Origin of the sequence: Bacillus sp. FSL R5-0654 (genome assembly GCF_038008745.1) — a bacterium.
Classification (GTDB): Bacteria; Bacillota; Bacilli; order Bacillales; family Bacillaceae; genus Bacillus; species Bacillus safensis.
Map to the genome: position 1 here is coordinate 3,757,516 of NZ_JBBOZV010000001.1, position 21,942 is coordinate 3,779,457.

The 21,942-nt window shown below is 42.2% G+C and carries 24 protein-coding genes; 7 read left to right on the forward strand and 17 right to left on the reverse strand.

Translation table 11 applies throughout. The annotated features are described in order from the left end of the window. The first annotated feature begins 85 nt into the window (after positions 1-85). From NSS76_RS19155 to NSS76_RS19165, 3 genes are all read left to right on the forward strand, one after another. Complete coding sequence (locus NSS76_RS19155; RefSeq protein ID WP_341082641.1) at positions 86-820, forward strand: alpha/beta hydrolase; 735 nt, start codon at positions 86-88, stop codon at positions 818-820. Positions 821-892: 72 nt separating this feature from the next. Beyond that, a complete protein-coding gene (locus NSS76_RS19160; protein WP_064498621.1) occupies positions 893-1,039 on the forward strand; it encodes a YycC family protein in 147 nt (48 codons plus the stop codon). Between the two features lie 22 nt (positions 1,040-1,061). Then, positions 1,062-2,276, forward strand: coding sequence for a CynX/NimT family MFS transporter (locus NSS76_RS19165; RefSeq protein WP_151863293.1), 1,215 nt, complete (start codon positions 1,062-1,064; stop codon positions 2,274-2,276). A 39-nt stretch (positions 2,277-2,315) separates the two neighbouring features. Here NSS76_RS19165 and rplI read toward each other — a convergent pair whose 3' ends face one another. From rplI to NSS76_RS19180, 3 genes are read right to left on the reverse strand one after another with little or no spacing between them, the layout of a single operon-like run. Next, the gene (gene rplI / locus NSS76_RS19170; protein ID WP_008359128.1) at positions 2,316-2,765 is read right to left on the reverse strand and encodes a 50S ribosomal protein L9; all 450 of its coding nucleotides are present in this window, start codon (positions 2,763-2,765) and stop codon (positions 2,316-2,318) included. After that, positions 2,762-4,741 (reverse strand): DHH family phosphoesterase, encoded by a 1,980-nt coding sequence (locus NSS76_RS19175; RefSeq protein WP_048238316.1) that lies wholly within the window; start codon positions 4,739-4,741, stop codon positions 2,762-2,764. The genes rplI and NSS76_RS19175 overlap by 4 nt, the downstream gene beginning before the upstream one ends. 30 nt (positions 4,742-4,771) lie before the next feature. Further along, positions 4,772-5,710 (reverse strand): YybS family protein, encoded by a 939-nt coding sequence (locus tag NSS76_RS19180; RefSeq protein WP_341082643.1) that lies wholly within the window; start codon positions 5,708-5,710, stop codon positions 4,772-4,774. A gap of 303 nt (positions 5,711-6,013) precedes the next feature. Here NSS76_RS19180 and NSS76_RS19185 point away from each other — a divergent pair, with 303 nt between their 5' ends. Next, positions 6,014-6,940 (forward strand): manganese-dependent inorganic pyrophosphatase, encoded by a 927-nt coding sequence (locus NSS76_RS19185; protein ID WP_073979340.1) that lies wholly within the window; start codon positions 6,014-6,016, stop codon positions 6,938-6,940. Positions 6,941-6,995: 55 nt separating this feature from the next. On the opposite strand, the gene NSS76_RS19190 is transcribed toward NSS76_RS19185, so the two are convergent. The 3 genes from NSS76_RS19190 to NSS76_RS19200 form a co-directional block, all read right to left on the reverse strand. Then, positions 6,996-7,850 carry a DUF3298 and DUF4163 domain-containing protein gene (locus NSS76_RS19190; protein WP_024424049.1) on the reverse strand — a complete coding sequence of 285 codons (855 nt, stop codon included), beginning with the start codon at positions 7,848-7,850 and terminating at the stop codon, positions 6,996-6,998. Next, a complete protein-coding gene (locus NSS76_RS19195; RefSeq protein ID WP_073208195.1) occupies positions 7,851-8,345 on the reverse strand; it encodes an RNA polymerase sigma factor in 495 nt (164 codons plus the stop codon). It abuts the gene before it with no gap. 148 nt (positions 8,346-8,493) lie between these two features. Then, positions 8,494-9,153, reverse strand: coding sequence for a hypothetical protein (locus NSS76_RS19200; protein WP_341082647.1), 660 nt, complete (start codon positions 9,151-9,153; stop codon positions 8,494-8,496). An 84-nt stretch (positions 9,154-9,237) separates the two neighbouring features. Here NSS76_RS19200 and katX point away from each other — a divergent pair, with 84 nt between their 5' ends. Next, on the forward strand, positions 9,238-10,848 hold the full coding sequence (gene katX / locus NSS76_RS19205) for a catalase KatX (RefSeq protein WP_406846203.1): 1,611 nt from the start codon (positions 9,238-9,240) through the stop codon (positions 10,846-10,848). 49 nt (positions 10,849-10,897) lie between these two features. Here katX and wrbA read toward each other — a convergent pair whose 3' ends face one another. From wrbA to NSS76_RS19255, 10 genes are all read right to left on the reverse strand, one after another. After that, complete coding sequence (gene wrbA, locus NSS76_RS19210) at positions 10,898-11,512, reverse strand: NAD(P)H:quinone oxidoreductase (protein WP_034283654.1); 615 nt, start codon at positions 11,510-11,512, stop codon at positions 10,898-10,900. 72 nt (positions 11,513-11,584) lie between these two features. After that, on the reverse strand, positions 11,585-12,193 hold the full coding sequence (locus NSS76_RS19215; protein WP_044333137.1) for an alpha/beta hydrolase: 609 nt from the start codon (positions 12,191-12,193) through the stop codon (positions 11,585-11,587). Beyond that, a complete protein-coding gene (locus NSS76_RS19220; RefSeq protein WP_044333140.1) occupies positions 12,190-13,161 on the reverse strand; it encodes a ring-cleaving dioxygenase in 972 nt (323 codons plus the stop codon). The genes NSS76_RS19215 and NSS76_RS19220 overlap by 4 nt, the downstream gene beginning before the upstream one ends. A 192-nt stretch (positions 13,162-13,353) precedes the next feature. Beyond that, positions 13,354-14,871 (reverse strand): osmoprotectant update ABC transporter permease/substrate-binding subunit OpuFB, encoded by a 1,518-nt coding sequence (opuFB, locus tag NSS76_RS19225; protein ID WP_024424056.1) that lies wholly within the window; start codon positions 14,869-14,871, stop codon positions 13,354-13,356. After that, positions 14,864-15,829 carry an ABC transporter ATP-binding protein gene (locus NSS76_RS19230; protein ID WP_172880926.1) on the reverse strand — a complete coding sequence of 322 codons (966 nt, stop codon included), beginning with the start codon at positions 15,827-15,829 and terminating at the stop codon, positions 14,864-14,866. The genes opuFB and NSS76_RS19230 overlap by 8 nt, the downstream gene beginning before the upstream one ends. A gap of 203 nt (positions 15,830-16,032) precedes the next feature. Further along, complete coding sequence (rpsR, locus tag NSS76_RS19235; protein WP_008359105.1) at positions 16,033-16,272, reverse strand: 30S ribosomal protein S18; 240 nt, start codon at positions 16,270-16,272, stop codon at positions 16,033-16,035. A gap of 40 nt (positions 16,273-16,312) precedes the next feature. Then, on the reverse strand, positions 16,313-16,855 hold the full coding sequence (gene ssbA, locus NSS76_RS19240; RefSeq protein ID WP_007497456.1) for a single-stranded DNA-binding protein SsbA: 543 nt from the start codon (positions 16,853-16,855) through the stop codon (positions 16,313-16,315). Positions 16,856-16,891: 36 nt separating this feature from the next. Next, positions 16,892-17,179 carry a 30S ribosomal protein S6 gene (gene rpsF, locus NSS76_RS19245; RefSeq protein ID WP_024424058.1) on the reverse strand — a complete coding sequence of 96 codons (288 nt, stop codon included), beginning with the start codon at positions 17,177-17,179 and terminating at the stop codon, positions 16,892-16,894. A 108-nt stretch (positions 17,180-17,287) separates the two neighbouring features. Beyond that, positions 17,288-18,388, reverse strand: coding sequence for a redox-regulated ATPase YchF (ychF, locus tag NSS76_RS19250; RefSeq protein ID WP_024424059.1), 1,101 nt, complete (start codon positions 18,386-18,388; stop codon positions 17,288-17,290). A 216-nt stretch (positions 18,389-18,604) separates the two neighbouring features. Then, a complete protein-coding gene (locus tag NSS76_RS19255; protein ID WP_008347561.1) occupies positions 18,605-18,811 on the reverse strand; it encodes a DUF951 domain-containing protein in 207 nt (68 codons plus the stop codon). A 295-nt stretch (positions 18,812-19,106) separates the two neighbouring features. Between NSS76_RS19255 and NSS76_RS19260 the strand changes: the two genes are divergently transcribed. Both NSS76_RS19260 and NSS76_RS19265 read left to right on the forward strand, forming a co-directional pair. Beyond that, entirely contained in the window at positions 19,107-20,426 is a 1,320-nt protein-coding gene (locus NSS76_RS19260; protein ID WP_024424060.1) for a hypothetical protein, read from the forward strand. Positions 20,427-20,441: 15 nt separating this feature from the next. After that, entirely contained in the window at positions 20,442-20,852 is a 411-nt protein-coding gene (locus NSS76_RS19265) for a hypothetical protein (protein WP_024424061.1), read from the forward strand. A 25-nt stretch (positions 20,853-20,877) separates the two neighbouring features. On the opposite strand, the gene NSS76_RS19270 is transcribed toward NSS76_RS19265, so the two are convergent. Next, positions 20,878-21,933, reverse strand: coding sequence for a YkvI family membrane protein (locus tag NSS76_RS19270; protein WP_073208213.1), 1,056 nt, complete (start codon positions 21,931-21,933; stop codon positions 20,878-20,880). Between the last annotated feature and the right edge of the window lie 9 nt (positions 21,934-21,942).

Consider the following 21,942-nt stretch of genomic DNA (forward strand, 5'->3'; position numbering starts at 1 on the left):
TGATCAGATGGTTGACAAAGGGCTAAAATGTTTAGCCCTTTGTCTTCTTTTCAACGCAGTTGAAAACCGTTAGGAGAGGATACACATGAACGGAACGTTTCTATATGACGAGCTTAACGGGCGTCAGCTTGATATTTACCTTCCACCGGACACCTCTATTGATGTCCCAGCTGTCTTTGTACAAGATGGCTCTTCTTTGTTTAGAACACACCTGCTAGAGATCGAAAGAATGATCGAAACCAAAACCATCTCGCCAATCATCATCGTCGGCATACACCCCTTCAATCGACTTGACGAATATACACCATGGAAGGCGTCATCACTGCGATCTGGGTTCCCTGACTTTAAAGGCGAGGCACAGACGTATGTGTCATTTTTAGCGAATGACTTGCTCCCATATATCAAAAGAGAATATCCAGTTCAAGAGACCTGTCATGAACATAGCCACGTAGGTGCTTCATTAGGCGGGCTGTTTGCTATTTATACTTTATTCATGCACCCTGATCTTTTTAAAAACATCGCATCGATCTCCGGGTCATTTTGGTATCAAGATTTTCTACCGTTTGCTAAACAACAAAGCATTCAGTGTGTGGATCACTTTATTTATTTGTCTGTAGGCAGTGAAGAAGGGAAAGGAAAAACATCTGCTCAACAGCACATGCCTTTATTCAACAAACAACTGCATGATCTTTTATTACAAAAAGGGATGCAAGAAAGGCAGCTGCAATATCACATCAAACAAGGGGAGGGCCATCATCTGAAACAATTTCAAAAAAATTTCTTATCGGCTCTAAAGTGGTTTTATCAAAGAGAACGCTAATTTTTTATCAGCATGGCACAAAGCCGATATGATATATTGGAACGTATAGATTGAAAGAGGAGGGATTTGCGCATGAGACCTTTACAAATCTCAGCCGATACCGCACAAAAGCTTGCTGCATCACTCAATGTACCGTTAGAACAAATTATGCATATGCCGCAGCATATCTTATTAGCTAAATTAGCGGAGCTTGAACAGAAGAAAGATCGTTCTTCTTAAAGAAATAAAGGAGTTTACATTCATGGAACAACAACTAGAAAAATCAACATTACATCCTCGCAGTACTGGACAAACCATCCTGCTGATTGCTGGGATTCTGCTTATTGCATTTAATCTTCGGCCTGCCATTACATCCGTTGGCCCTGTGATCGGCGCGATTCGCTCCGATTTGCAGCTTTCAAATGGACTGGCGGGTTTTCTCACGACTTTACCACTGCTTTCATTCGCATTGCTTTCTCCAATTGCACCTAAAATCGGAAAACGACTTGGCAATGAACGAACCCTCTGGCTTGGACTTGCTGTCCTTCTCTTTGGGATTGTGATTCGCTCATTTGGCACCATCACCTTCTTAATGATTGGAACGGCACTGGTCGGCGTTGGAATTGCGATTTGTAATGTGCTCTTACCGGGGCTTGTGAAGCATAAATTTCCTGCACATGCAGGTTTGATGACAAGTGTATATACGACTTCAATGTCCGTCTTTGCTGCACTTGCATCAGGTGTCAGTGTTCCGCTCAGTCATACGATGCCTGGCGGCTGGAATACATCATTCCTTGTATGGGCTGGACTTGCCCTTCTCGCCATGATGGTTTGGGTGCCGCAGCTTCTTCATCAGAATACAGCGGCCGTCAAAAGCATCTCGCTCACAGAGCAGCCGATATGGCGTTCACGTGTTGCATGGCAGGTGACCTTTTTTATGGGGTTGCAGTCATTCCTTTTCTATAGCAGTATCGCTTGGTTTCCTGATATCTTAACATCACATGGAATGAACCTGTCGACAGCTGGCTGGATGCTCTCCATTATGCAGTTTGTTGGGCTGCCATCCACCTTCTTAACGCCCGTTCTTGCAGAAAAATTAAAAACACAAAGACCGCTTGTCGCCGGCCTTGTCCTTGTGTATTTACTTGGCATGATTGGACTTCTTCTCGGAGGATCAACGCCTATTCTTGTCATCTCTGTTCTATTGATCGGCATTGGACAAGGGGCCAGTATCAGTCTTGCCCTCACATTCATCGGATTACGTACAACCAATATGGAACAAGCAGCTGCCCTCTCTGGAATGGCGCAGTCTCTCGGTTATTTATTAGCTGCTGTTGGGCCGTTCATGATTGGAATCCTTTTTGATTCCACACATACATGGACACCCGCGATTATCATCTTTATTGTCATCCTATTTTTCATGTTTTTATCCGGTATGCGTGCCGGACGCAGCGTCTATATTTCAGATCCTTCATAAAAAAGAACCCGCCTCCTCGTGAGACGGGTTCTTTTCTGCTTATGCCTGCTCTGTCACATGTACCTTTAACGTTGCTTGTACCTCTGGATGAAGCTTTACCGGTACATTTGTATAACCTAACGCACGGATGGCGTCATTCAGCTCGATTTTGCGCTTATCGAGTTTAATTTGATGATCTTTTTGCAATTTATCAGCGATTTGTTTGCTTGTAATTGAGCCAAACAAACGGCCGCCTTCACCTGATTTTGCAGTGAGTTCCACTGTTAACGCCTCAAGTGTTTCTTTTAATTGTTTTGCTTGTTCAAGCTCTTGGATGGCATTCTTTTTCTCTTTGTTTTTCTGCCCTTCCAATGCGCTTAGGTTCGTTGGAGTTGCTTCAACAGCTAACCCTTGTTTGATGAGAAAGTTGTGAGCGTATCCGTCAGCTACATTCTTGACTTCGCCTTTTTTCCCTTTGCCTTTTACGTCTTTTAGAAAGATGACTTTCATCTTTGAACCCCTCCTTCGAAATATTCGTCTATGGCAGCCTTTAACTTCCCTACCGCTTCTTCAATGGTTATACCATAAATCTGGGTAGCAGCGTTAGTCAAATGGCCGCCGCCGTCTAATGCTTCCATAATAATTTGAACGTTGATATCCCCTAATGATCTAGCACTAATGCATACCGTGTCGTCATCTCGTCTAGCGACAGCAAATGACGCTTCTACCTCACTCATTGACAACAGGGAATCCGCTGTCTGGGCAATCGTAATTTGATCATAATACTCCGACCTGTCAGATGGCAATGAAGCGATAGCCACCTGATTTTGATACAGCTCTGTATGCTGAATGAGTTTTGCTCGTTTGATGTAATGATCGACTGTTTCTTTTAAGAACTTTTGCACAAGGACAGGATCTGCTCCCTTTGCACGAAGATAGGATGCTGCATCGAACGTTCTTGACCCCGTTCTCAGGGAGAAACTCTTCGTATCAACGATGATCCCAGCCAGAAGCGCAGTCGCCTCAATCATGTTAATCCGCAATTTCTTCGGCTGATACTCTAAAAGCTCTGTCACAAGCTCTGCTGTAGATGAAGCATACGGCTCCATATAAACAAGTAAAGGATCACGGATAAATTCCTCGCCGCGTCTATGATGGTCAATGACCACGACGTTTTCAATCTTATTCAGCAGTCGTTCCTCCATGACGAGAGACGGTTTATGTGTATCCACGACCACAAGCAATGTGTCATCCTTTGCAAGCTCCATTGCTTCCTCTGGTGTGATAAAACGTGACCAAAGCTCTTCATAATTCTTAATTTCACTAATTAAGCGTTGAACACTGTCGCCAATCTGGTTGGCATCAATGACAATATAACCTTCTTTTCCATTGGCCTGGGCAACCTTTAAAATCCCAATGGATGCACCGATTGAGTCCATGTCTGGGAACTTATGCCCCATGATCATGACATTACCGCTTTCAGATACAATTTCTTTTAAAGCATGAGAAATGACCCGTGCGCGTACGCGTGTCCGTTTCTCCATTGGATTTGTTTTTCCACCGTAGAATTTCACTTTTCCATTCGGCTGTTTAATGGCGACCTGATCCCCGCCTCGTCCGAGAGCAAGGTCAAGACTCGACTGCGCAAGTGCTCCAAGCTCTTTCAAAGAAGGAACGGACGCACCGATCCCGATGCTCAGAGTGAGTGTCGCACTATGTGCCCCTGTTTTCTCACGGACCTCGTCTAAAATGGAGAACTTCGACGCTTCAAGCTCAGCTAAAATGCTCTCATTTAGAACCGCCATAAATCGTTCAGACGAAATTCTCTTCAGGAAAATACCATATTCTTGTGCCCAATTGTTGAGCAAAGACGTCACTTCACTATTAATCGCGCTGCGCACTTGATCATCAAGTCCCTGCGTGACATCGTCGTAGTTGTCTAAAAAGATATAAGATAACACCGTTCGTTCATTTTCGTACTGTCGTTCAATCTGTACCTGTTCCGTGACATCAAAGAAATATAAAAGGCGCTCTGACCGTTTAATAATAACTTTGAATTTCCGGTCATTCAGCGTCACATTTTCGGTCTCAACCTCTTGTTTAATAAGAGGCACAATGGACTCGAATGTATCGTACAAGGATCTGCCGACAAGTGTGCTTTCATGAAAGCATGAAGCGAGAAATGGATTGGTCCATTCGATATAATACTGATCATTAAACAGCATAATACCAATTGGCATCTCCATTAATGCTTCTTCTCCAACCTTTTTGACTCGATAGGATAATGTTGAAATATATGAATCAATCTCTTTCTGCACTTGCGTATCTGCCCACTTTAAGAAGTAGAGCACACCTGCAAGGACGAAAAGACCAACTGCTCCTATGATCCAATTGAAATAAAGGTTGAGGAGGACTGTGATCACCGCAAGAACAATTAACGCGAAGATCGGATACTTGATGACAGGTTTTCTATAGAAGCTTGGCACTGATATCAACTCCTCAACATTCAGAGTGAATTATTTGTTTTTTACTTTTTCTCTTAAATCAAAGCCTATGTCAGCAATCCCTATAATTCGCACAATCACACCGATCGGCGGAAAGAAAACCGTTAACACAACAGCGAAAATGGGTACCGCTTTTGAGATGTTTTTTTCGTGGCAATAATAGAAGAGAAAAGAAAATCCCTGAATAAGCACCAGTATAAATAAAATTTGAAACGCACTCGTTTGAACGAGCCATAAAAAGCTGCCTTTTTCCGTCTGAATCAGCATCAAAAGCAATGTGAGTAAATAATACCATACCATGCTTTTTGGCAGCCGCATATCCTTAAATTTCTTCAAGGACGGCATGTCTTTGACAAACCGTTTGATCAGAGGCTGCACGAACCAGTGATTCACGAAAGCCATCAGGGTGACCAAAATCAATAACGCTACAGGTAAAGCACTTAATGCCGTATCCTGTATCTCTTTAAACTGTTTGAGCTGTTTGGCTATGTCCTTTTCAGAAGCCCCGGATTGCTTTAAAACACTCTCTACCATCGGCATCATTTGCTCAATTGACTCTTTCGCGATACTCATGATATCGATCTGAAAAAGCTGAACACTGACAACAAAGGAGATGAGAAAACTGAACAAATAGATCAGCGCACCTGTAATGATGGCATTCCCAGGCTGCCTTCTGCTGTAGAAAACACCCATGCCTAATCCGACAGAAATCAGAATAGGTGCACTCATGAGTCCAGTTATAGACCCAATTAAAAAGCTGATCACTATCCCAATAGCGCCAGCAGCAATTCCTTTTTTCAAGCCGTGTCTGATTGTATAGAGGATGATCGGAATCGGAGCAGCTAGAAAGAAAATAATGGATAATAGCGGCACATATAAATAAAACAGCATCATGACTGCGAAAATACTGATCATGATTGCGCCCTCTACTAACGCTTTTGTTTGTTTCACACCTTCACCTCTATCCAATCCTTTTGTTTATATCTTGCTCAATGTGTACTTCTATGTATACGTATGATGTCAGCTCCATCATGTCTTGCCCCAACCTTTATTTTACCATAGCGGCAAATCTCAAGTAAAATGCAGGCTATCTTAGGAGCGTTTCACGTGGAACACCGATATAGAATCGCACATGCAAGTTTTCAAACAGCATGTTACAATTTTTTAGATTATTCTTAGCTATAAACCCTGAATTCAAGGTCAAAAGCTGTTAGAATAGAAACATCATCAATAAATGTAAGAAGGAGAATTCACATGGGAAAAACACTCGTATTCGGACACAAAAATCCTGACACAGACACGATTTGTTCTGCTATTGCTTACGCTGATTTGAAAAACAAAATCGGCACTGAGGCAGAAGCCGTCAGACTTGGAGAAATCAATGGAGAAACACAATACGCATTAGATTTCTTTAAACAAGAAGCACCTCGTTTCATTGAAACGGCTGCAAACGAAACAAAGCAAGTCATTCTTGTCGATCATAACGAATTCCAGCAAAGTGTAAGCGATATTGATCAAGTACAAGTAACTGAGGTCATTGACCACCACCGTATTGCCAACTTTGAAACAAGTGAACCTCTTTACTATCGTGCAGAGCCTGTAGGCTGTACAGCAACGATCTTAAACAAAATGTATAAAGAAAACCAAGTGACGATTGAAAAAGAAATCGCTGGTTTGCTTTTATCTGCGATCATTTCTGATTCCTTACTATTCAAATCCCCAACATGCACACAGCAAGATATTGATGCTGCACATGAGCTTGCAAAAATCGCAGGGGTAGATCCAGAAGTTTACGGCCTAGACATGCTGAAAGCAGGCGCTGATCTAAGCCAAAAAACGGTTCAAGAATTAATTACACTTGATGCAAAAGAATTCGCACTAGGCAAAAGTAAAGTGGAAATTGCACAAGTCAATACAGTAGATATCGCTGAAGTGACAGCAAGACAGGCTGACATTGAAGCAAAAATTAATGAAGTCATTGCAGCAAAAGGTCTTGATCTATTTGTTTTAGTCATCACAGACATTTTAGAAAATGACTCCCTTGCTCTTGCACTCGGTGCAGAAGCAGCAAAAGTAGAAAAAGCATTTAACGTCACGCTTGAAAACAACACAGCTTTACTAAAAGGTGTTGTATCAAGAAAGAAACAAGTCGTACCTGCACTGACAGACGCACTTTCTTAATAAAACACGACAAGACTGCTGAATCATTCAGCAGTCTTTTTTGTCTATATTCTTTTTAATGAATATACATATCACTAACGAGAACATCCTTTAGCACACTTGTTGGGATCGTAAATTCAACAACACCCATGTAACCAGGAGCCACATCATATTCATTAAAGGAAATCACAAGCTTTCCTTTTGAATTGATATAGAAGTTTTGATCCGGCTTAATTTTCTTAAATGGATCTGTTTCTTCCTTGCCAATCCAGTATATTTTGTCTGAATCCTCTTTCATCTGTTTCTTCATTTGTTCTTTAATATTTTCACTAATCACATCAATATAACGATCATCTTTAAACAGGCTTGGTAATGTAATGAGTACATGGTTTTTCTTATCAACCGTATCATACGTCATTTCCTCTGCCGCAGAAGCCTGAGTCGTCACCTTGTATCGGCCTAGTGAAAGGATTTGATCATTGTTCGTTCTCACTTCATAACCGCTCTCAACACTTAAATGACCATTTTTATAACCCTTTGTTTCCTTTTCAAAATCTTGATACAGCTTTTTGTTTTCAGCTAAATATTTTTGATTCAGGCTGTCTTGTAATGTTCCGTCCCCAAGCCCTGAAACATGTGGTGTTTTGAGATCAATATCCGTTCCTTGATCGCTTTTTTTGAATTCTGTAAATGTCACGACTTTCACCAGCTCGCCAATGACAGGTACCTCTGAAATCGCTCTTGCTGCCTGTGGACTGACATTAACAGTTGTGACAAAAAGAGCTGCCGCCGCAACAAGTCCGATAGTCCATTGCTGAAAATGAGGTTTTTTATTTTTTCTTTTTAACGTTCGTTCAACCATCGCATCATATTCCGGTGGAATAGGAATTTCTAAATATTCATCTTTTAAATGTTCCAAATACTTATCCATTTATATTTCCTCCTGTGATAATTCTACTTTTAAAAGCCGCAGCGCCTTATATAATCTTGTTTTAATGGTGTTTTCATTTTCATCGAGAATCTGGGCGATGTCCTCTAGTTTTAAATCTTCAAAGAATCTCAAAATAATGACGACTCGATACATCTCAGGCAAATCCTCTATAGCCCGTTTGACGTCTTGATCCTCGTATACATCTGATTCGCCCTGAGATAAGAATTCAAGCGTATCATCATCTGTCACCTGCACCCGCTTCTTCTTTCGTAAAAAGTCTAGGGCAGCGTTCACCACGATTTTATAAAACCAGCTATGCATCTTGCTCGCGTCCTCTAATCGGTGAACAGATTTGAGTGCTTTATGAATGGCCTCCTGAACAACATCCATAGCATCTTCTGGGTTTTTGACATAACTATAGGACAACCGATAAAAACTGTGTTTATGTTCCATGACGTAATCCGCAAATTGATCGTCTATTTTTCGTTTCTTCATTTTACAAAGAGCTCCTTTATCTTAAATGCGCATCTGTTATTTCTTACATTGGATAGACGCGCACCTTTTGAAAATAGTTTGCGCTCGGTTATTTTTTAACATGTCATCGCATTTACGTTCCTATACAAAAAGAGCGAACCTGATGGGTTCACTCTTTCCAAGCGGATAGTGTTTGATGGACAAACTGTTTTAGTGGAGAAAGCGGATGAATGATAGAAACGCCTGTCTCCCGCTCCACCTGCTTTGCCGCATGAACCATCGAAAGCTGCATCACACAAATGTCTCTCCCTTTTTGCTTCATACATTTTCTCAGCTGCTCCTTGATTTGTTCATCATAAGCTTGCATATCACCGTCTAGGCAGAGATGAAAGACATCCTCCATCACAACCATTTCTACTTCAAGCTGTTTGCCGCGCTCTGTGCCATATGATTCAAGCCGATCCATCGTCCCTTCCACTGTATCTGGGTTGGAAAACACCAGTTGAAGAGGCCTTTGTTTCTCACAAATCAGCTCAAATAACGGTTCATCGATCGGAACAATCGGTTGTTTAAAAAGGTGCTGCTGATCACCCAAAGCGGCAATGTATTGTGTACACGTGAGCAGAATGAGATCGGCTTCACTTTCTTGTTTTAATCTGTTGATAGCATACATTTGCTGCTTGTGTTGATCAAATGCAGGATCTTGTGTCGCGCGTTCTATAAATGATGAATCGACCCTGTGATGCAAATCAACATCTATATCACCAAAAACATCTTCTATATATGATTGATTGGATGGATGGGCGTGAAGGCAGTGTAATCGAATCATCTGGTTTGCTCCTCGTGAAAGTTTTCAATCATTATATCAATCCTTGTATGAAACAGGGAGCAACATGACCATATTGTTAGGGAGATATTGAAGGAGGGATTCGAATTGAAAGAAGATCAACAGCCTAAATCATCTTCAGAGTCAGAAGAAACCTTAACGAATCGGCAAGGTCATCCCGTAACAGATAATCAAAATATGAGAACTGTTGGGAATAGAGGACCCACTACGCTTGAAAACTACGATTTCCTAGAAAAAATCAGTCATTTTGATCGTGAACGCATCCCTGAACGTGTTGTACATGCACGCGGTGCCGGAGCTCACGGTTACTTTGAAGCCTACGGCACATTCGGGGATGAACCCATCTCCACCTATACGAGGGCAAAATTGTTTCAGGAAAAAGGGAAAAAGACGCCTGTTTTCGTTCGTTTTTCTTCTGTGATTCACGGCGGTCATTCGCCAGAAACATTACGCGATCCGAGAGGGTTTGCGATTAAATTTTATACAGAGGAAGGCAACTGGGATCTTGTAGGGAACAACCTGAAAATTTTCTTTATTCGAGATGCTTTAAAGTTCCCTGATTTGGTTCATGCCTTTAAGCCTGATCCTGTCACCAATCGTCAGGACGGCGAGCGTATTTTTGATTTTGTCTCACAATCACCTGAGGCGACGCATATGGTGACATTTCTCTTTTCACCATGGGGCATCCCAGCTACATACCGGCACATGCAAGGCTCAGGTGTCCATGCGTACAAATGGGTCAACCATGAAGGAAAAGCGGTGCTGGTTAAATATCATTTTGAACCGAAACAAGGCATTCGCAACCTGACCCAAGAACAGGCGCAAGCGATCCAGGGAGAAAATTTTAACCATGCCACACAGGATTTATATGAAGCGATTGAGCAAGGAGATTATCCTGAATGGGAGGTATATGCACAGATCATGGAAGATGATGCCCACCCTCACCTCGACTTTGACCCGCTAGACCCGACAAAGCTTTGGTACAAGGATGACTATCCATGGAAACCAATCGGACGGATGGTATTAAACAAAAATCCAGAAAACTATTTCGCAGAAGTCGAGCAGGTTGCCTTTGGGACTGGCGTACTCGTAGACGGTTTAGATTTCTCAGATGATAAATTGCTTCAAGGCCGTACCTTCTCCTACTCTGACACGCAGCGATATCGTGTAGGGCCAAACTATTTACAGCTCCCGATCAATGCACCGAAAAAGCATGTCGCCACCAATCAGAGAGACGGTCAAATGGAATACCATGTCGATCAAGGCAAAGGCCAAAATCCCCATGTGAATTATGAGCCATCGATCCTCGGAGGATTAAAAGAAGCCAAACAGGATGGAAAGGATCATACGCCTTTTGTAGAGGGTGAAGTCAAACGAGAAGCCATTGACCGCCCAAACAATTTTGGACAAGCGGGAGAAACGTATCGCCGTTTTAATGATTGGGAGCGTGAGGAACTGATTAAGAACTTAGTCAATACTCTTGCGACATGTCAAAAGGACATTCAAGACCAAATGATTGAAAACTTTACAAAAGCAGACCCCGATTACGGAAAGCGTGTCGCTGACGGCTTAAAAGCCTTTAAACAAGAACAGCCAAGTGGACCTATCGGCTCTACAGGTGCTGCTCAAGCCGTGGACGAAGCCATCAACAACAGCACACCATCAGATCCTTATTAATGAAAAAAAGAATGCAGCGGCGAGGCTGCATTCTTTTTGTATACATCTATTAAGCGTTTTGACCTTTTTTGATCCATTCTGCCACATTGACTGTACGTTTTGCCTGATGTTTCACAGCTGCTTCTGCATCCTCTTGGATTTTTCCATTTTGGTCAACAGTGACACTTACGCCATAAGGGTTGCCCCCTGCACCGTATAAGGAATCATCTGTGTATCCAGGAGCGGCAATAATGGCTCCCCAGTGGAACATCGTCGTATATAGGCTGAGAACCGTCTGCTCCTGTCCGCCATTTGCGTTTTGAGCTGAAGTCATCGCGCTGACTGCTTTGTTTGCCAATTTACCTTGGAACCACAAGCCGCCTGTTGTATCTAAGAACTGCTTCATTTGAGCTGGCAGGTTACCGAAACGTGTCGGCATGCTAAAGATGATGGCATCTGCCCACTCTAAATCACTTAATTGAACCTCTGGCACATCCTTTGTTTCGTCTAAATGTGCTTTCCATGCTGGATTTGAAGCGACAACTGCTTCTGGTGCCAATTCAGCAACCTTTAATACTTTGACCTCTGCGCCAGCTTCTTTTGCTCCAGCTTCAGCCCATTTCGCCATCTGATAGTTTGTACCTGTTGAACTATAATAAATAATCGCTAATTTTACGTTTTCCATTTGTTCCAGCTCCTTTTGTTTGTTTTGCCCAAAAAGCTTCTGTAAAAATCCCACCTGTATTCCCCACCTTATTTAAAATTGACGACGATACCATAAAGCCGCAGCATCGACTTCTTCTCTCGTTAGCTGATGTCCGCGATTTTCCCAATGAAGTGTAACCGATGCGCCTGCACCCTGCAGCAATTGCTCCAGCTCCTGTGATTCCTCTGGACGGCACATTGGGTCATTTTCACCAGCTGCTATAAAGACTTGCTTCCCCGCTAATGAAGGCAACGAAACCCCGCGTCTTGGAACCATTGGATGATGCAGGATAGCTCCTTTTAAAGCATCCCCATAATGGAATAACAAGCTTCCAGCAATGTTTGCCCCATTGGAATATCCGATAGCCACCACATTGTGACGATCAAACCCATATTCATCAGCTGCTTCGCCGATAAATGTATATAGTTCCTCTGTACGCTCAATCAAATCCTGCTCATCAAATACACCCTCTGCCAAACGTCTGAAAAAACGCGGCATGCCGTTTTCTAATACATTCCCTCTCACACTAAGAACAGATGCATCAGGATCTACTATCTGTGCAAGCGGCAATAAATCTTCTTCCGTCCCGCCAGTTCCATGCAGTAATAACAGCACAGGTTTTTGTTCATTCTTTCCTTTTCGAAAAAGATGCTTCATCATGAATCTCCTTTCCCTTTAACTTCTCTCACTTCAATTGGCAGTACAATTTGTTCAATCTGACTGCGCTGCGTCTCATATTGCGGTGGCAGTTTCAATGCTTCACCCATTGTTTCCACTGATTCATCGTGTGCAAACCCTGGAGGATCAGTAGCAATCTCAAATAATATGCCGCCAAGCTCTCTAAAATAAATAGCATTAAAATAATTTCGATCTTGCACAGGTGTCACTTGATACCCGCTTTGTGCAATATGGCTTTGCCAATCTAATTGGTCCTGATCATCTGTTGCTCTCCATGCAATATGGTGCACAACTCCAACACCCATACGTCCTCGTGGAACAGGTGTGATGTTCACATCAATGACATTGCCTATTTCACCAAACGAACGGAATCTCACATAGTCTCCTTCTTCTCCGACTCGTTCAAGTCCCATCGTTTGCTCTAGCAGCTGCATCGTTTGCTCCGGCTGTGATGTTAATAAAACAGCTCCGCCAAATCCTTTAATGGCTACATCTGGTGTGACACCATTAAATGTCCACTCGTTTTGCTTTCCTTCCGCACGTTCTACTAGCTCAATCAATAAGCCATGTGGATCTTCAAATGAGAGAAAAGCTTCGCCAAAGCGTTCAACCGTTTCATAAGAAACATTAAACTGCTCAAGACGATCCTTCCAGAAAGAGAAAGCGCCTGTCGGTACAACATATGTCGTCACGCCCACTTGCCCTGCACCAATTTGACCTTTTTGTGCCCCCGGCCAAGGGAAAAACGTAATAATGGTCCCTGGAGAGCCGCCTTCATTTCCAAAATATAAATGGTATGTGCCCGGATCATCAAAATTTACGGTCTTCTTCACGAGACGAAGTCCTAAAACACCTGCATAAAAATCAACGTTCTCCTGAGGATGACCGACAATAGCTGTAATATGGTGAATTCCTTCTGTTTTTTTCACTTCTAATGACCTCCTAATCATGAAGTAATAAGCCTCTATTCATTATGTCTTTACTGACGTCTTTATATTATCTCGAATTCGAGATATTAGATCAAAAAAATATATTTATCTCGAATTAAGGATATGATGTTTTTAAGTAAATGTCAATGATTTTTGTTTTTCTTTTAAAAAAGCAGAGCTGTTTTGCATGAAACAGCTCTGCTTTTCCTTGGATTATTGCAGCAATTTTTTCTTTTTTAAATAGGCTTTCGCTACCTGAAATGCATCCTTCCCCTTCACATTGACTTCATAATTCATTTCTCTCATCTCATCGTCTGTGATTTGACCCGCAAGCTTATTGAGAGAGGTCTCAATTTCAGGGAATTCAGTTAATGTCTCCTGCCTGAGCAGCGGTGCTCCTTGATATGGCGGGAAAACATGCTGATCATCATCAAGCACCTTTAATTTGTATTGTCTCAATTCACTGTCTGTCGAATACGCATCGACCAAATTGATATCTCCTTTTTGAATCGCTCGATACCGTAGCTTCGGCTCCATCGTCACAACATCGTCAAAGGAAAATTGATAGGCTTTTTGAATGCCTCGATACCCATCCTGACGATCAGAAAATTCTAAGGTGAATCCAGCTTTTATACGATTTTTGATTTTACCTAGATCTGAAATGTTGGACACCTCATATTGATCAGCCAGCGACTGCGGCACGGCTAAAGCATACGTATTGTTGTATGCCATGGGCTCAAGAAGGCGGAGCTGAAAGGACGATTCCAATCCGCGCCGCGCTTGCTCATACACTTTTCTTTTATCTGTGCTTTTCGCTGTTTCTTTGAGGAATTCAGAGATTGCTGTACCTGTAAACTCAGGATAAATGTCGATATCACCAGAACGTAAAGCCTGAAAAACAAAGGACGTCTTACCAAGACCGGGCTTCAGGTTCACTTGAATATCTGTATCCTGTTCAATTAAAAGCTTATACATCGAGATCAAAATCTCAGGCTCTGATCCTAACTTTCCGCCAATGGTGATTTCTTTCCTTTCTTGCTGAAACAGCGAGGGGGCAGCGACAACCGCTCCTGCAATCAGAGCAAAAACAGTCACAGAAATCACAGTCTTTTTAAAGGAAATCTTCTCAAAGGTTCGCAGCACCACATCAAATAAGAGTGCAAGTAAGGCAGCTGGTATCGCGCCAATAACAATGAGAGACATATCATTTCGATCAATTCCCAGCAAGATTAAGCTTCCTAATCCCCCAGCCCCGATCAGTGCTGCCAGGGTGGCGGTCCCCACAATGAGTACCATCCCGGTTCGAATACCCGCCATGATGACTGGCATAGCAAGAGGAAGCTCTACCTTTAATAACCGTTTGCGATGATTCATCCCCATGGCCTGTGCCGCTTCTCTCAGAGAAGGATCAACCTCCTGAATGCCTGTATATGTATTTCTTAAAATAGGGAGTAGGGCATAGACCACAAGCGCAATAATCGCAGGTACTTGCCCAATCCCCACGAGAGGAATCAACAAGCCAAGAAGTGCGAGCGACGGAATCGTTTGTAAGACGGCCGTCACCCCGATGACCCACTCCGCTAGCTTTGGAACCCTCGTTAAATAGATACCTAATGGAATAGCAATCAAAATCGCTAAAAATAAAGCAATAAAAGAAATTTGAATATGCTCAAGTAAGGCGTGTCCCAATTGTTCTTTGCGTTCCCATAACACACGGGTCCAATCATTCATGTGACTCGCCCCTCTCTTTAGGAGAATCAGCTAAATACTGAATTACTGCTTGACGATTCACTAGTCCAATCCGCTCTCCATTCTTTTCAACAGCCAATTCCTCGTGCTTTGCCAATTGAGACAAGACTTCATCCAGTGAGGCATGTGCTGAGACCGCCTCATAGGGTAAAAGAGCTTCGTGGGCTATCGGTTGTGCCAAGATTTCCAGCTCAAAAGCTTGATGTCCCACATGGCGGGCAGCCCCTGAAACAAACTCCTGTACAAAGGCATTGGCTGGATGTTGAACCAATTCCTCAGGACGTCCGATCTGCACTACTTTTCCTTCATTCATCACACAAATCCGATCACCCAGCTTCATAGCTTCCTGCATATCATGCGTCACAAAAACAATGGTTTTTTGTATACGGCGCTGCAAATCAAGCAGATCATCCTGCAATTTCTCCCTCGTTAGTGGATCTAACGCACTAAAAGGTTCATCCATCAGGACGATCTCAGGATCAGCTGCAAGTGCACGTGCCACACCGACACGCTGCTGCTGTCCACCAGAGAGCTCTGCTGGCTTTCGATGCCGATACATAGCAGGATCAAGCCCGACCATCAACATGAGTTCATCGACACGCTGATTGGTCTCATTCCGGCTCCATTGTTTAAGCTCTGGCACCACAGCAATATTTTCTTCTATGGTCATATGAGGAAAAAGCGCAATTTGCTGCAAAACATAACCGATATCCCAGCGCAGCTCATACATATCATACTCACTTATTTTTTGACCCTTTATGTAAATCTCACCTTCTGTAGAAGAAATGAGACGATTGATCATTTTCAATGTCGTCGTTTTCCCGCTGCCACTAGGTCCAATCAATACAAAAAACTCACCTTTCTGAATCTCCAAATCAACGGATTGAACGGCATAGCGCTCATCAGAAAATTGCATCGATACCTTTTTAAATTCAATCATCTTCCCACGCCCTGACTGCAATTATTTTCTAGACTATCAATATGACAGATCAACCTCATATTTGTATAGAATAAACTGTCACTTTTACATACTTCCCTTCGGTTGACTGTCAAAAACAACTCTAGCAAAAATAGATGAGATTCACAGTGAGGAAAATAAAAAAAGCGAAGAGCTCGGGGCTCTCCGCTTTTTAAGTCAACGACTTACTCACCAGTAACGTATGGAAGTAATGCCATTTGACGTGATCTTTTGATCGCTAAAGTCAATTTACGTTGATACTTAGCGCTAGTTCCTGTTACACGACGAGGTAAAATTTTACCACGCTCAGAAACAAACTTTCTAAGAAGATCAACATCTTTGTAATCGATGTGCGTGATACCGTTAGAAGTAAAGAAACATACTTTACGACGTTTCGCACGACCGCCTCTGCGTCCACCTGCCATTTGTTTTCACACCTTTCCTTTAGTCATTTTTTCAGATCAATTAGAATGGCAAATCATCATCGGAGATGTCAATCGGTTTACCATCGTTCGCAAATGGGTCATCATTAAAGCTATTTCCCTGATTACGATTTTGGTTGTTTTGATTGCCATATGGATTTTGACTTGGTTCATTTCCAAATGGATTCTGATCGTTTTGGCTACCGCCATAATACTGGCCTCCGCTATTGCCACCGCCGCTGTATCCACCTGAACCAGCACCGCCGCTCTTAGGCTCAAGAAATTGAACACTTTCAGCTTGAACCTCTGTCACGAAGACACGCTGTCCTTGCTGATTTTCATAGTTTCTTGTCTGCAAACGACCGTCTACACCGGCAAGACTTCCTTTTTTCAAGAAATTAGCCACGTTCTCGGCTTGTCTTCTCCAAGTAACACAGTTAATGAAATCGGCTTCACGCTCTCCAGATTGATTCGTAAACGTACGATTCACAGCTAGAGTAAACGTGGCTACAGCCGCACCATTAGGCGTGTAGCGAAGCTCAGGGTCTTTTGTTAGTCTTCCGACCAATACAACACGGTTTAGCATATTGAAAGACCACCTTTAAATATATATTTCAATGATTTATACTTCTTCTTTAACAACAATGTGGCGAATGATATCGTCACTGATCTTAGCTAAGCGGTCAAATTCTTGAACTGCTGCAGCGTCAGATTGAACGTTTACGATTTGGTAGAAACCGTCACGGAAATCGTTGATTTCGTATGCAAGACGACGTTTACCCCAATCCTTTGTTCCAGTGATCTCCGCACCGTTAGAAGTTAACACGTTATTGAAACGCTCGATAACTGCTTTTTTAGCCTCATCGTCAACTGTTGGGCGGATGATGTACATAACTTCGTACTTTCTCATCTGATTGCACCTCCTTTTGGTCTAAGCGGCCCTAAACGGGCAAGGAGCAATAAATTATATTACTCACAATTGTATATTATAACAAATTACTTGGCCTATGACAAGAACCTATACATTAAAACGGAAATGAATGACGTCTCCATCTTTCACTACATATTCTTTACCTTCTAGACGAACTTTTCCTGCTTCTTTAGCAGCAGACATGCTTCCGCCAGCTAGTAAATCCTCATACGCAACCGTTTCAGCACGAATAAATCCACGCTCGAAGTCTGTGTGAATGATTCCAGCACATTCTGGCGCTTTCATTCCTTTTTTAAATGTCCAAGCACGTACCTCTTGCTCACCTGCTGTGAAATACGTAGCTAATCCTAGAAGAGAGTAAGATGCTCTAATTAGCTGATCAAGCCCTGACTCATTAATACCAAGCTCTTCAAGGAACATTTGCTTCTCTTCTCCTTCAAGCTCTGCAATTTCAGACTCGATCTTCGCACAAACGACGATAACTTCAGCGTTTTCACCAGAAGCAAACTCACGGATTTGCTGTACATATTCGTTGCCCTCATGATCCGCTACTTCATCCTCACTCACATTTGCTACATAAAGAACTGGTTTAGATGTGAGTAAATGAAGCTGTTTCACAAGCTTTTGCTGCTCATCAGTAAATTCTACAGATCTTGCCGATTTCCCAGCTTCAAATGCGTTCATTAGCTTCGACAAAATCTCAAATTCAGCTACTGCTTCCTTGTCCTTTTGTTTTGCAAGCTTACTCACACGAGCTAAACGCTTTTCAACTGTTTCTAAATCAGCCAAAATCAATTCGAGATTAATCGTTTCAATATCTGCCACAGGATCAACCTTACCAGCTACGTGTGTAATGTTATCATCTGCAAAAGCTCTAACCACGTGACAAATTGCATCTACTTGTCGAATATGAGAAAGGAATTTATTCCCTAAACCTTCACCTTTAGATGCACCTTTGACAATACCCGCAATATCAGTGAATTCGAAAGCAGTGGGAACTGTCTTTTTCGGCTGCACCAATTCTGTTAGCTTTTGTAAACGCTCGTCAGGAACTTCTACAATTCCGACGTTTGGATCAATAGTACAAAACGGATAGTTAGCAGACTCCGCTCCAGCCTGTGTAATTGCATTAAATAGCGTTGACTTCCCGACGTTAGGTAAGCCAACAATACCAGCTGTTAAAGCCATTCTTTCATCTCCTCTATATCAAACGTGCTCGTTATACTGCGTAATATGAACCTAGAGCAATTATAAGTAGGTTTACATGAAAAGACAAGCTAACCATCATGCATTTTCAATAGAAGAAACATCGTCAAAAAGAATAAATCAATGCTTCAAAACGAGAAAATGCACCTGGCTTTGCTATAGAAAAGACAAATTTAATAAAAAAAGCATGAGGCCTACTTAAGCAGTTGGCTCCTCATGCTTGACGAGAATTTTCTTCATTTTTCGTTCAAAATCTCTTCTTGGGATCATCACGCTGTGTCCGCAGCCTTCACATTTAATACGGATATCCATGCCCAAACGAATGACCTTCCACCGATTGGCACCACATGGATGGGGCTTTTTCATTTCTACAACATCATGTAACCCAAACGCTTTGTCTGCCATCAGCCTTCACCTCTCCTTGCTCACTTCATTGAATCTATTGTACAAAAAAACGGCGATGAAGGGCAATGCACAAAACAAAGAGTCTCTTTCAATCGTTCATCCTATTCTTTTTTAGAGAAAAAACCCTCCTTTTAGATCATTTTATTTGTGACCAATAGTTACTTAAACTCCGTTTTTTTTCAATATTGTCACAAACACTGTAGGTCAAAAGGTTTTTATTGGTAGAACGCGGTGGTTTTTCCATATTTTTTGATTTATGATATCTGCATAAATGTTATGTGAGGGAGCAGGTACGATGGTCAATCGAAAGGATAGATTAACTGATAAAGAATATAAAATCATATCCGATCATGCTGGAAATATCGACAATTACCAGCAGCACCATACGATAGAAATAGGTCAGCAAACACTCACTGTCCACGATTTTCTAAAGATCGACCAAAAATTATATGGTTTAACGATGCAGCCGGAACAATCAGATGAATTCATCGTCGCTTTTCACTGTCCGCTGCCACATCAAATGAGGGTGACATCTAAGCAAGATGTACACAATGCGGCACAGTCATTGCTCAAAACAGACTATGCCTATCCAATTGAAAGAAAGTCCCTTGACGGCAATCAAGACCATGTCTTTTTTAAAGGGAAGGAATACATAGAGAAAGTCTGTCAGAAGCATCCGAATGCAGGTATCCATCTCACTGGACAAGCACTTGCCGGTGCTGTTTGTGCTTATGTTGCAACAGAACAGCCAGCTGTCAAAAAAGCCGTTACCTTTGACAGCCCAAATATATGGAGCAGCCTATCGCCTTCGATTCAGCAAAAGGCGCAGCAAGGTCAATATAAACGCATGTTGACTGAATATATTCAGCCTAGTCATTACGTCGGTTTACTCAATCGTCATGATCAAGGAGTTGGGCAAGTCAAGTACACCGTACCGCCACGGCAGCAAGACTCAGTCCAAGAATCCGTTAAATACAAAAAAAGGGAAATTGACACCTTTTTAAAATCAGCTTTTGCATCTATGAATATAGAATGGAACGAATCCTTTGATACAAATGCTTTTTTAGCTCTCGTTTCAGGTGAATTCAAAGCAAATGGATATTCATTCCATCCGAATGGATCTGCCCGTATTTTAGATGAACAGCTTGATCATAATACAAGTTTTACAGCCATGCTGCTGCAAGAAATTCATTCTGGACGTGCATATGCACAAAGCGGACTTGAAATTATCATAAAATCCCATTTACTAAAAAATTCATCCTATGATCTGCAAAGCATTATTGAACATGAAGTGCACACTGTATTTGAAAAAATCGATGGAATTGATGAAAGTGTAAAAGACGCCGTCCATCATGTAAAACAAGAGCTTAAAGGACTCGTAGGCTTTGGCCACTATGATTTATTAAGTCATAGTGATGTGGAAGCACTGGTAGACGAAGTGAGGATGGAACAGTCGCATTCCTCCTTTTATTCACACGAAAAACAGCTGAATGCCTTGTACACCCTGAGGGATTACGAACAAGAGCTTTCTGCTCTTTCAAGACATATGTACACAATGGGTGATGACTACGCCAAGGCAGATAGACGCCTTGCAATGCAAATGGGTATTCATTAAGAAAGGAGTCATCGCATGATCAATCAAAATAAGCCTCCTAGTGACGCCCAGCGTTTCTTGCAAAATGTGAGTGCCCGCCGCTCCATGTCTGTATTCGAAAATCAATCGGCACCACACACACAAACACAGTCTCCAGAAGAAATGGCCGCCATTCAGGCCATGCGCAGAGAAGGACAGCGAAAGGATCTAAAACGGCTGCTCAAAATGCGGCTGCACGACGAATTAGCAAATACTCGCGTGCACTTGGAGTATCAATTGGCTAAAACAGAAGACATGATAAACCAGACGACCATTGTCAAACAACACATTTCCCAGCATTTAAAGGGACAGGCCATTTCAGAATTAGAGGATCGCCTCCAGCGTCTCAAGCAAATGCCTGTCTATGATGATATCAAAGAAGCGATTGATTCAATTCAGATCAAATAAGCACAGCTCTAAAAAAGAGAGGTGCTTATTTTGTTTTATCAATATAATTTTTAGGACGAGAAAATATCTTTTTACTTAAAATCGGATACAGCATTAAACAGACGAGCAAATAAAGATTCAACAAACTATAAATTGGATACAAGAAAGCAATCAAATCAGCAAATCCAAGAGATGTTAAAGGAGCCATCAAAAGAAGCATCACCAATACAACCAGCCAGCGGGGCATTCGTACAAAAGAAAGCATCCGGCTTGATAATCCAAATAAACCTGCTGCCGTCGTCGTATAAATTGCTAGACAAAGGACAACGGTCATAAACACAAACAAAGAAGTCGGCGCCCCTTCTAATACTGTAAACAAAGGAATTCCTTCTGATGAAAGGCTTCCAGAAATATCAACTAGTATTTCGTTATACACATACGAGATGACACCAAAAATAAGACCGCTTAATATACTCGCCACTTTGGCTTCCCCGAGCCCCTTCATTTCTTTCCCAACCGAAGACAGCACTGCCACAACAGATAATATATTCAAAGAAGCAAAGACAATGCTGGCAGGCCAATTGTACTGCTGCCCAAAATCAATCCGCCACACATGATCATGATTCATATAATAAAAAACAAACGCATAGATGAGCCCCGCCACCAAAATTGGTATAATGAAAGCATTCACAGATAAAAGCCCTTTCACATCCCAGAAAAAAATCATAAATGAAAACAAACAAAACGCGCCGATGCCAATCCAAAAAGGCACATGATACATCTCAAGAGTCACACCGCCGCCGGCAATCATGACCGTCGTTGTCGTGAATAAATATAGGACAATTAACACGTCATACACCTTAGCCAGCCATGGACCGACAAGCCGTTCCAGCACTGGAACAAAGTGATCGGCACGCACCTCATAACTGATTTTTAACACCACATAGGTAGACAGCATAAACATCAATGTAAACAGTAGAATGGCTAGTCCGCTATCAATGCCAAAAAACTGCCAAATTTCCTGGCCGGAAGCATATCCCGCTCCTATTAAGCTTCCTAAAATTAAAAGCGTCCACCTTGAACCAGCCTTCCACACAATCATCACCTCATA

What these genes read in the sequence shown, in the direction of transcription:
- NSS76_RS19265 (WP_024424061.1), top strand. Translation starts at nt 20,442, where the DNA reads ATGATCAATCAAAATAAGCCTCCTAGTGACGCCCAGCGTTTCTTGCAA.
- NSS76_RS19195 (WP_073208195.1), bottom strand. Translation starts at nt 8,345, where the DNA reads ATGAAGAAACGAAAAATAGACGATCAATTTGCGGATTACGTCATGGAA.
- NSS76_RS19230 (WP_172880926.1), bottom strand. Translation starts at nt 15,829, where the DNA reads ATGATTGAATTTAAAAAGGTATCGATGCAATTTTCTGATGAGCGCTAT.
- NSS76_RS19270 (WP_073208213.1), bottom strand. Translation starts at nt 21,933, where the DNA reads ATGATTGTGTGGAAGGCTGGTTCAAGGTGGACGCTTTTAATTTTAGGA.
- NSS76_RS19260 (WP_024424060.1), top strand. Translation starts at nt 19,107, where the DNA reads ATGGTCAATCGAAAGGATAGATTAACTGATAAAGAATATAAAATCATA.
- NSS76_RS19215 (WP_044333137.1), bottom strand. Translation starts at nt 12,193, where the DNA reads ATGATGAAGCATCTTTTTCGAAAAGGAAAGAATGAACAAAAACCTGTG.
- rplI (WP_008359128.1), bottom strand. Translation starts at nt 2,765, where the DNA reads ATGAAAGTCATCTTTCTAAAAGACGTAAAAGGCAAAGGGAAAAAAGGC.
- NSS76_RS19165 (WP_151863293.1), top strand. Translation starts at nt 1,062, where the DNA reads ATGGAACAACAACTAGAAAAATCAACATTACATCCTCGCAGTACTGGA.
- NSS76_RS19220 (WP_044333140.1), bottom strand. Translation starts at nt 13,161, where the DNA reads ATGATTAGGAGGTCATTAGAAGTGAAAAAAACAGAAGGAATTCACCAT.
- NSS76_RS19200 (WP_341082647.1), bottom strand. Translation starts at nt 9,153, where the DNA reads ATGATTCGATTACACTGCCTTCACGCCCATCCATCCAATCAATCATAT.
- rpsR (WP_008359105.1), bottom strand. Translation starts at nt 16,272, where the DNA reads ATGGCAGGTGGACGCAGAGGCGGTCGTGCGAAACGTCGTAAAGTATGT.
- ssbA (WP_007497456.1), bottom strand. Translation starts at nt 16,855, where the DNA reads ATGCTAAACCGTGTTGTATTGGTCGGAAGACTAACAAAAGACCCTGAG.
- wrbA (WP_034283654.1), bottom strand. Translation starts at nt 11,512, where the DNA reads ATGGAAAACGTAAAATTAGCGATTATTTATTATAGTTCAACAGGTACA.
- NSS76_RS19190 (WP_024424049.1), bottom strand. Translation starts at nt 7,850, where the DNA reads ATGGATAAGTATTTGGAACATTTAAAAGATGAATATTTAGAAATTCCT.
- NSS76_RS19185 (WP_073979340.1), top strand. Translation starts at nt 6,014, where the DNA reads ATGGGAAAAACACTCGTATTCGGACACAAAAATCCTGACACAGACACG.
- NSS76_RS19255 (WP_008347561.1), bottom strand. Translation starts at nt 18,811, where the DNA reads ATGGCAGACAAAGCGTTTGGGTTACATGATGTTGTAGAAATGAAAAAG.
- NSS76_RS19155 (WP_341082641.1), top strand. Translation starts at nt 86, where the DNA reads ATGAACGGAACGTTTCTATATGACGAGCTTAACGGGCGTCAGCTTGAT.
- ychF (WP_024424059.1), bottom strand. Translation starts at nt 18,388, where the DNA reads ATGGCTTTAACAGCTGGTATTGTTGGCTTACCTAACGTCGGGAAGTCA.
- NSS76_RS19160 (WP_064498621.1), top strand. Translation starts at nt 893, where the DNA reads ATGAGACCTTTACAAATCTCAGCCGATACCGCACAAAAGCTTGCTGCA.
- rpsF (WP_024424058.1), bottom strand. Translation starts at nt 17,179, where the DNA reads ATGAGAAAGTACGAAGTTATGTACATCATCCGCCCAACAGTTGACGAT.
- opuFB (WP_024424056.1), bottom strand. Translation starts at nt 14,871, where the DNA reads ATGAATGATTGGACCCGTGTGTTATGGGAACGCAAAGAACAATTGGGA.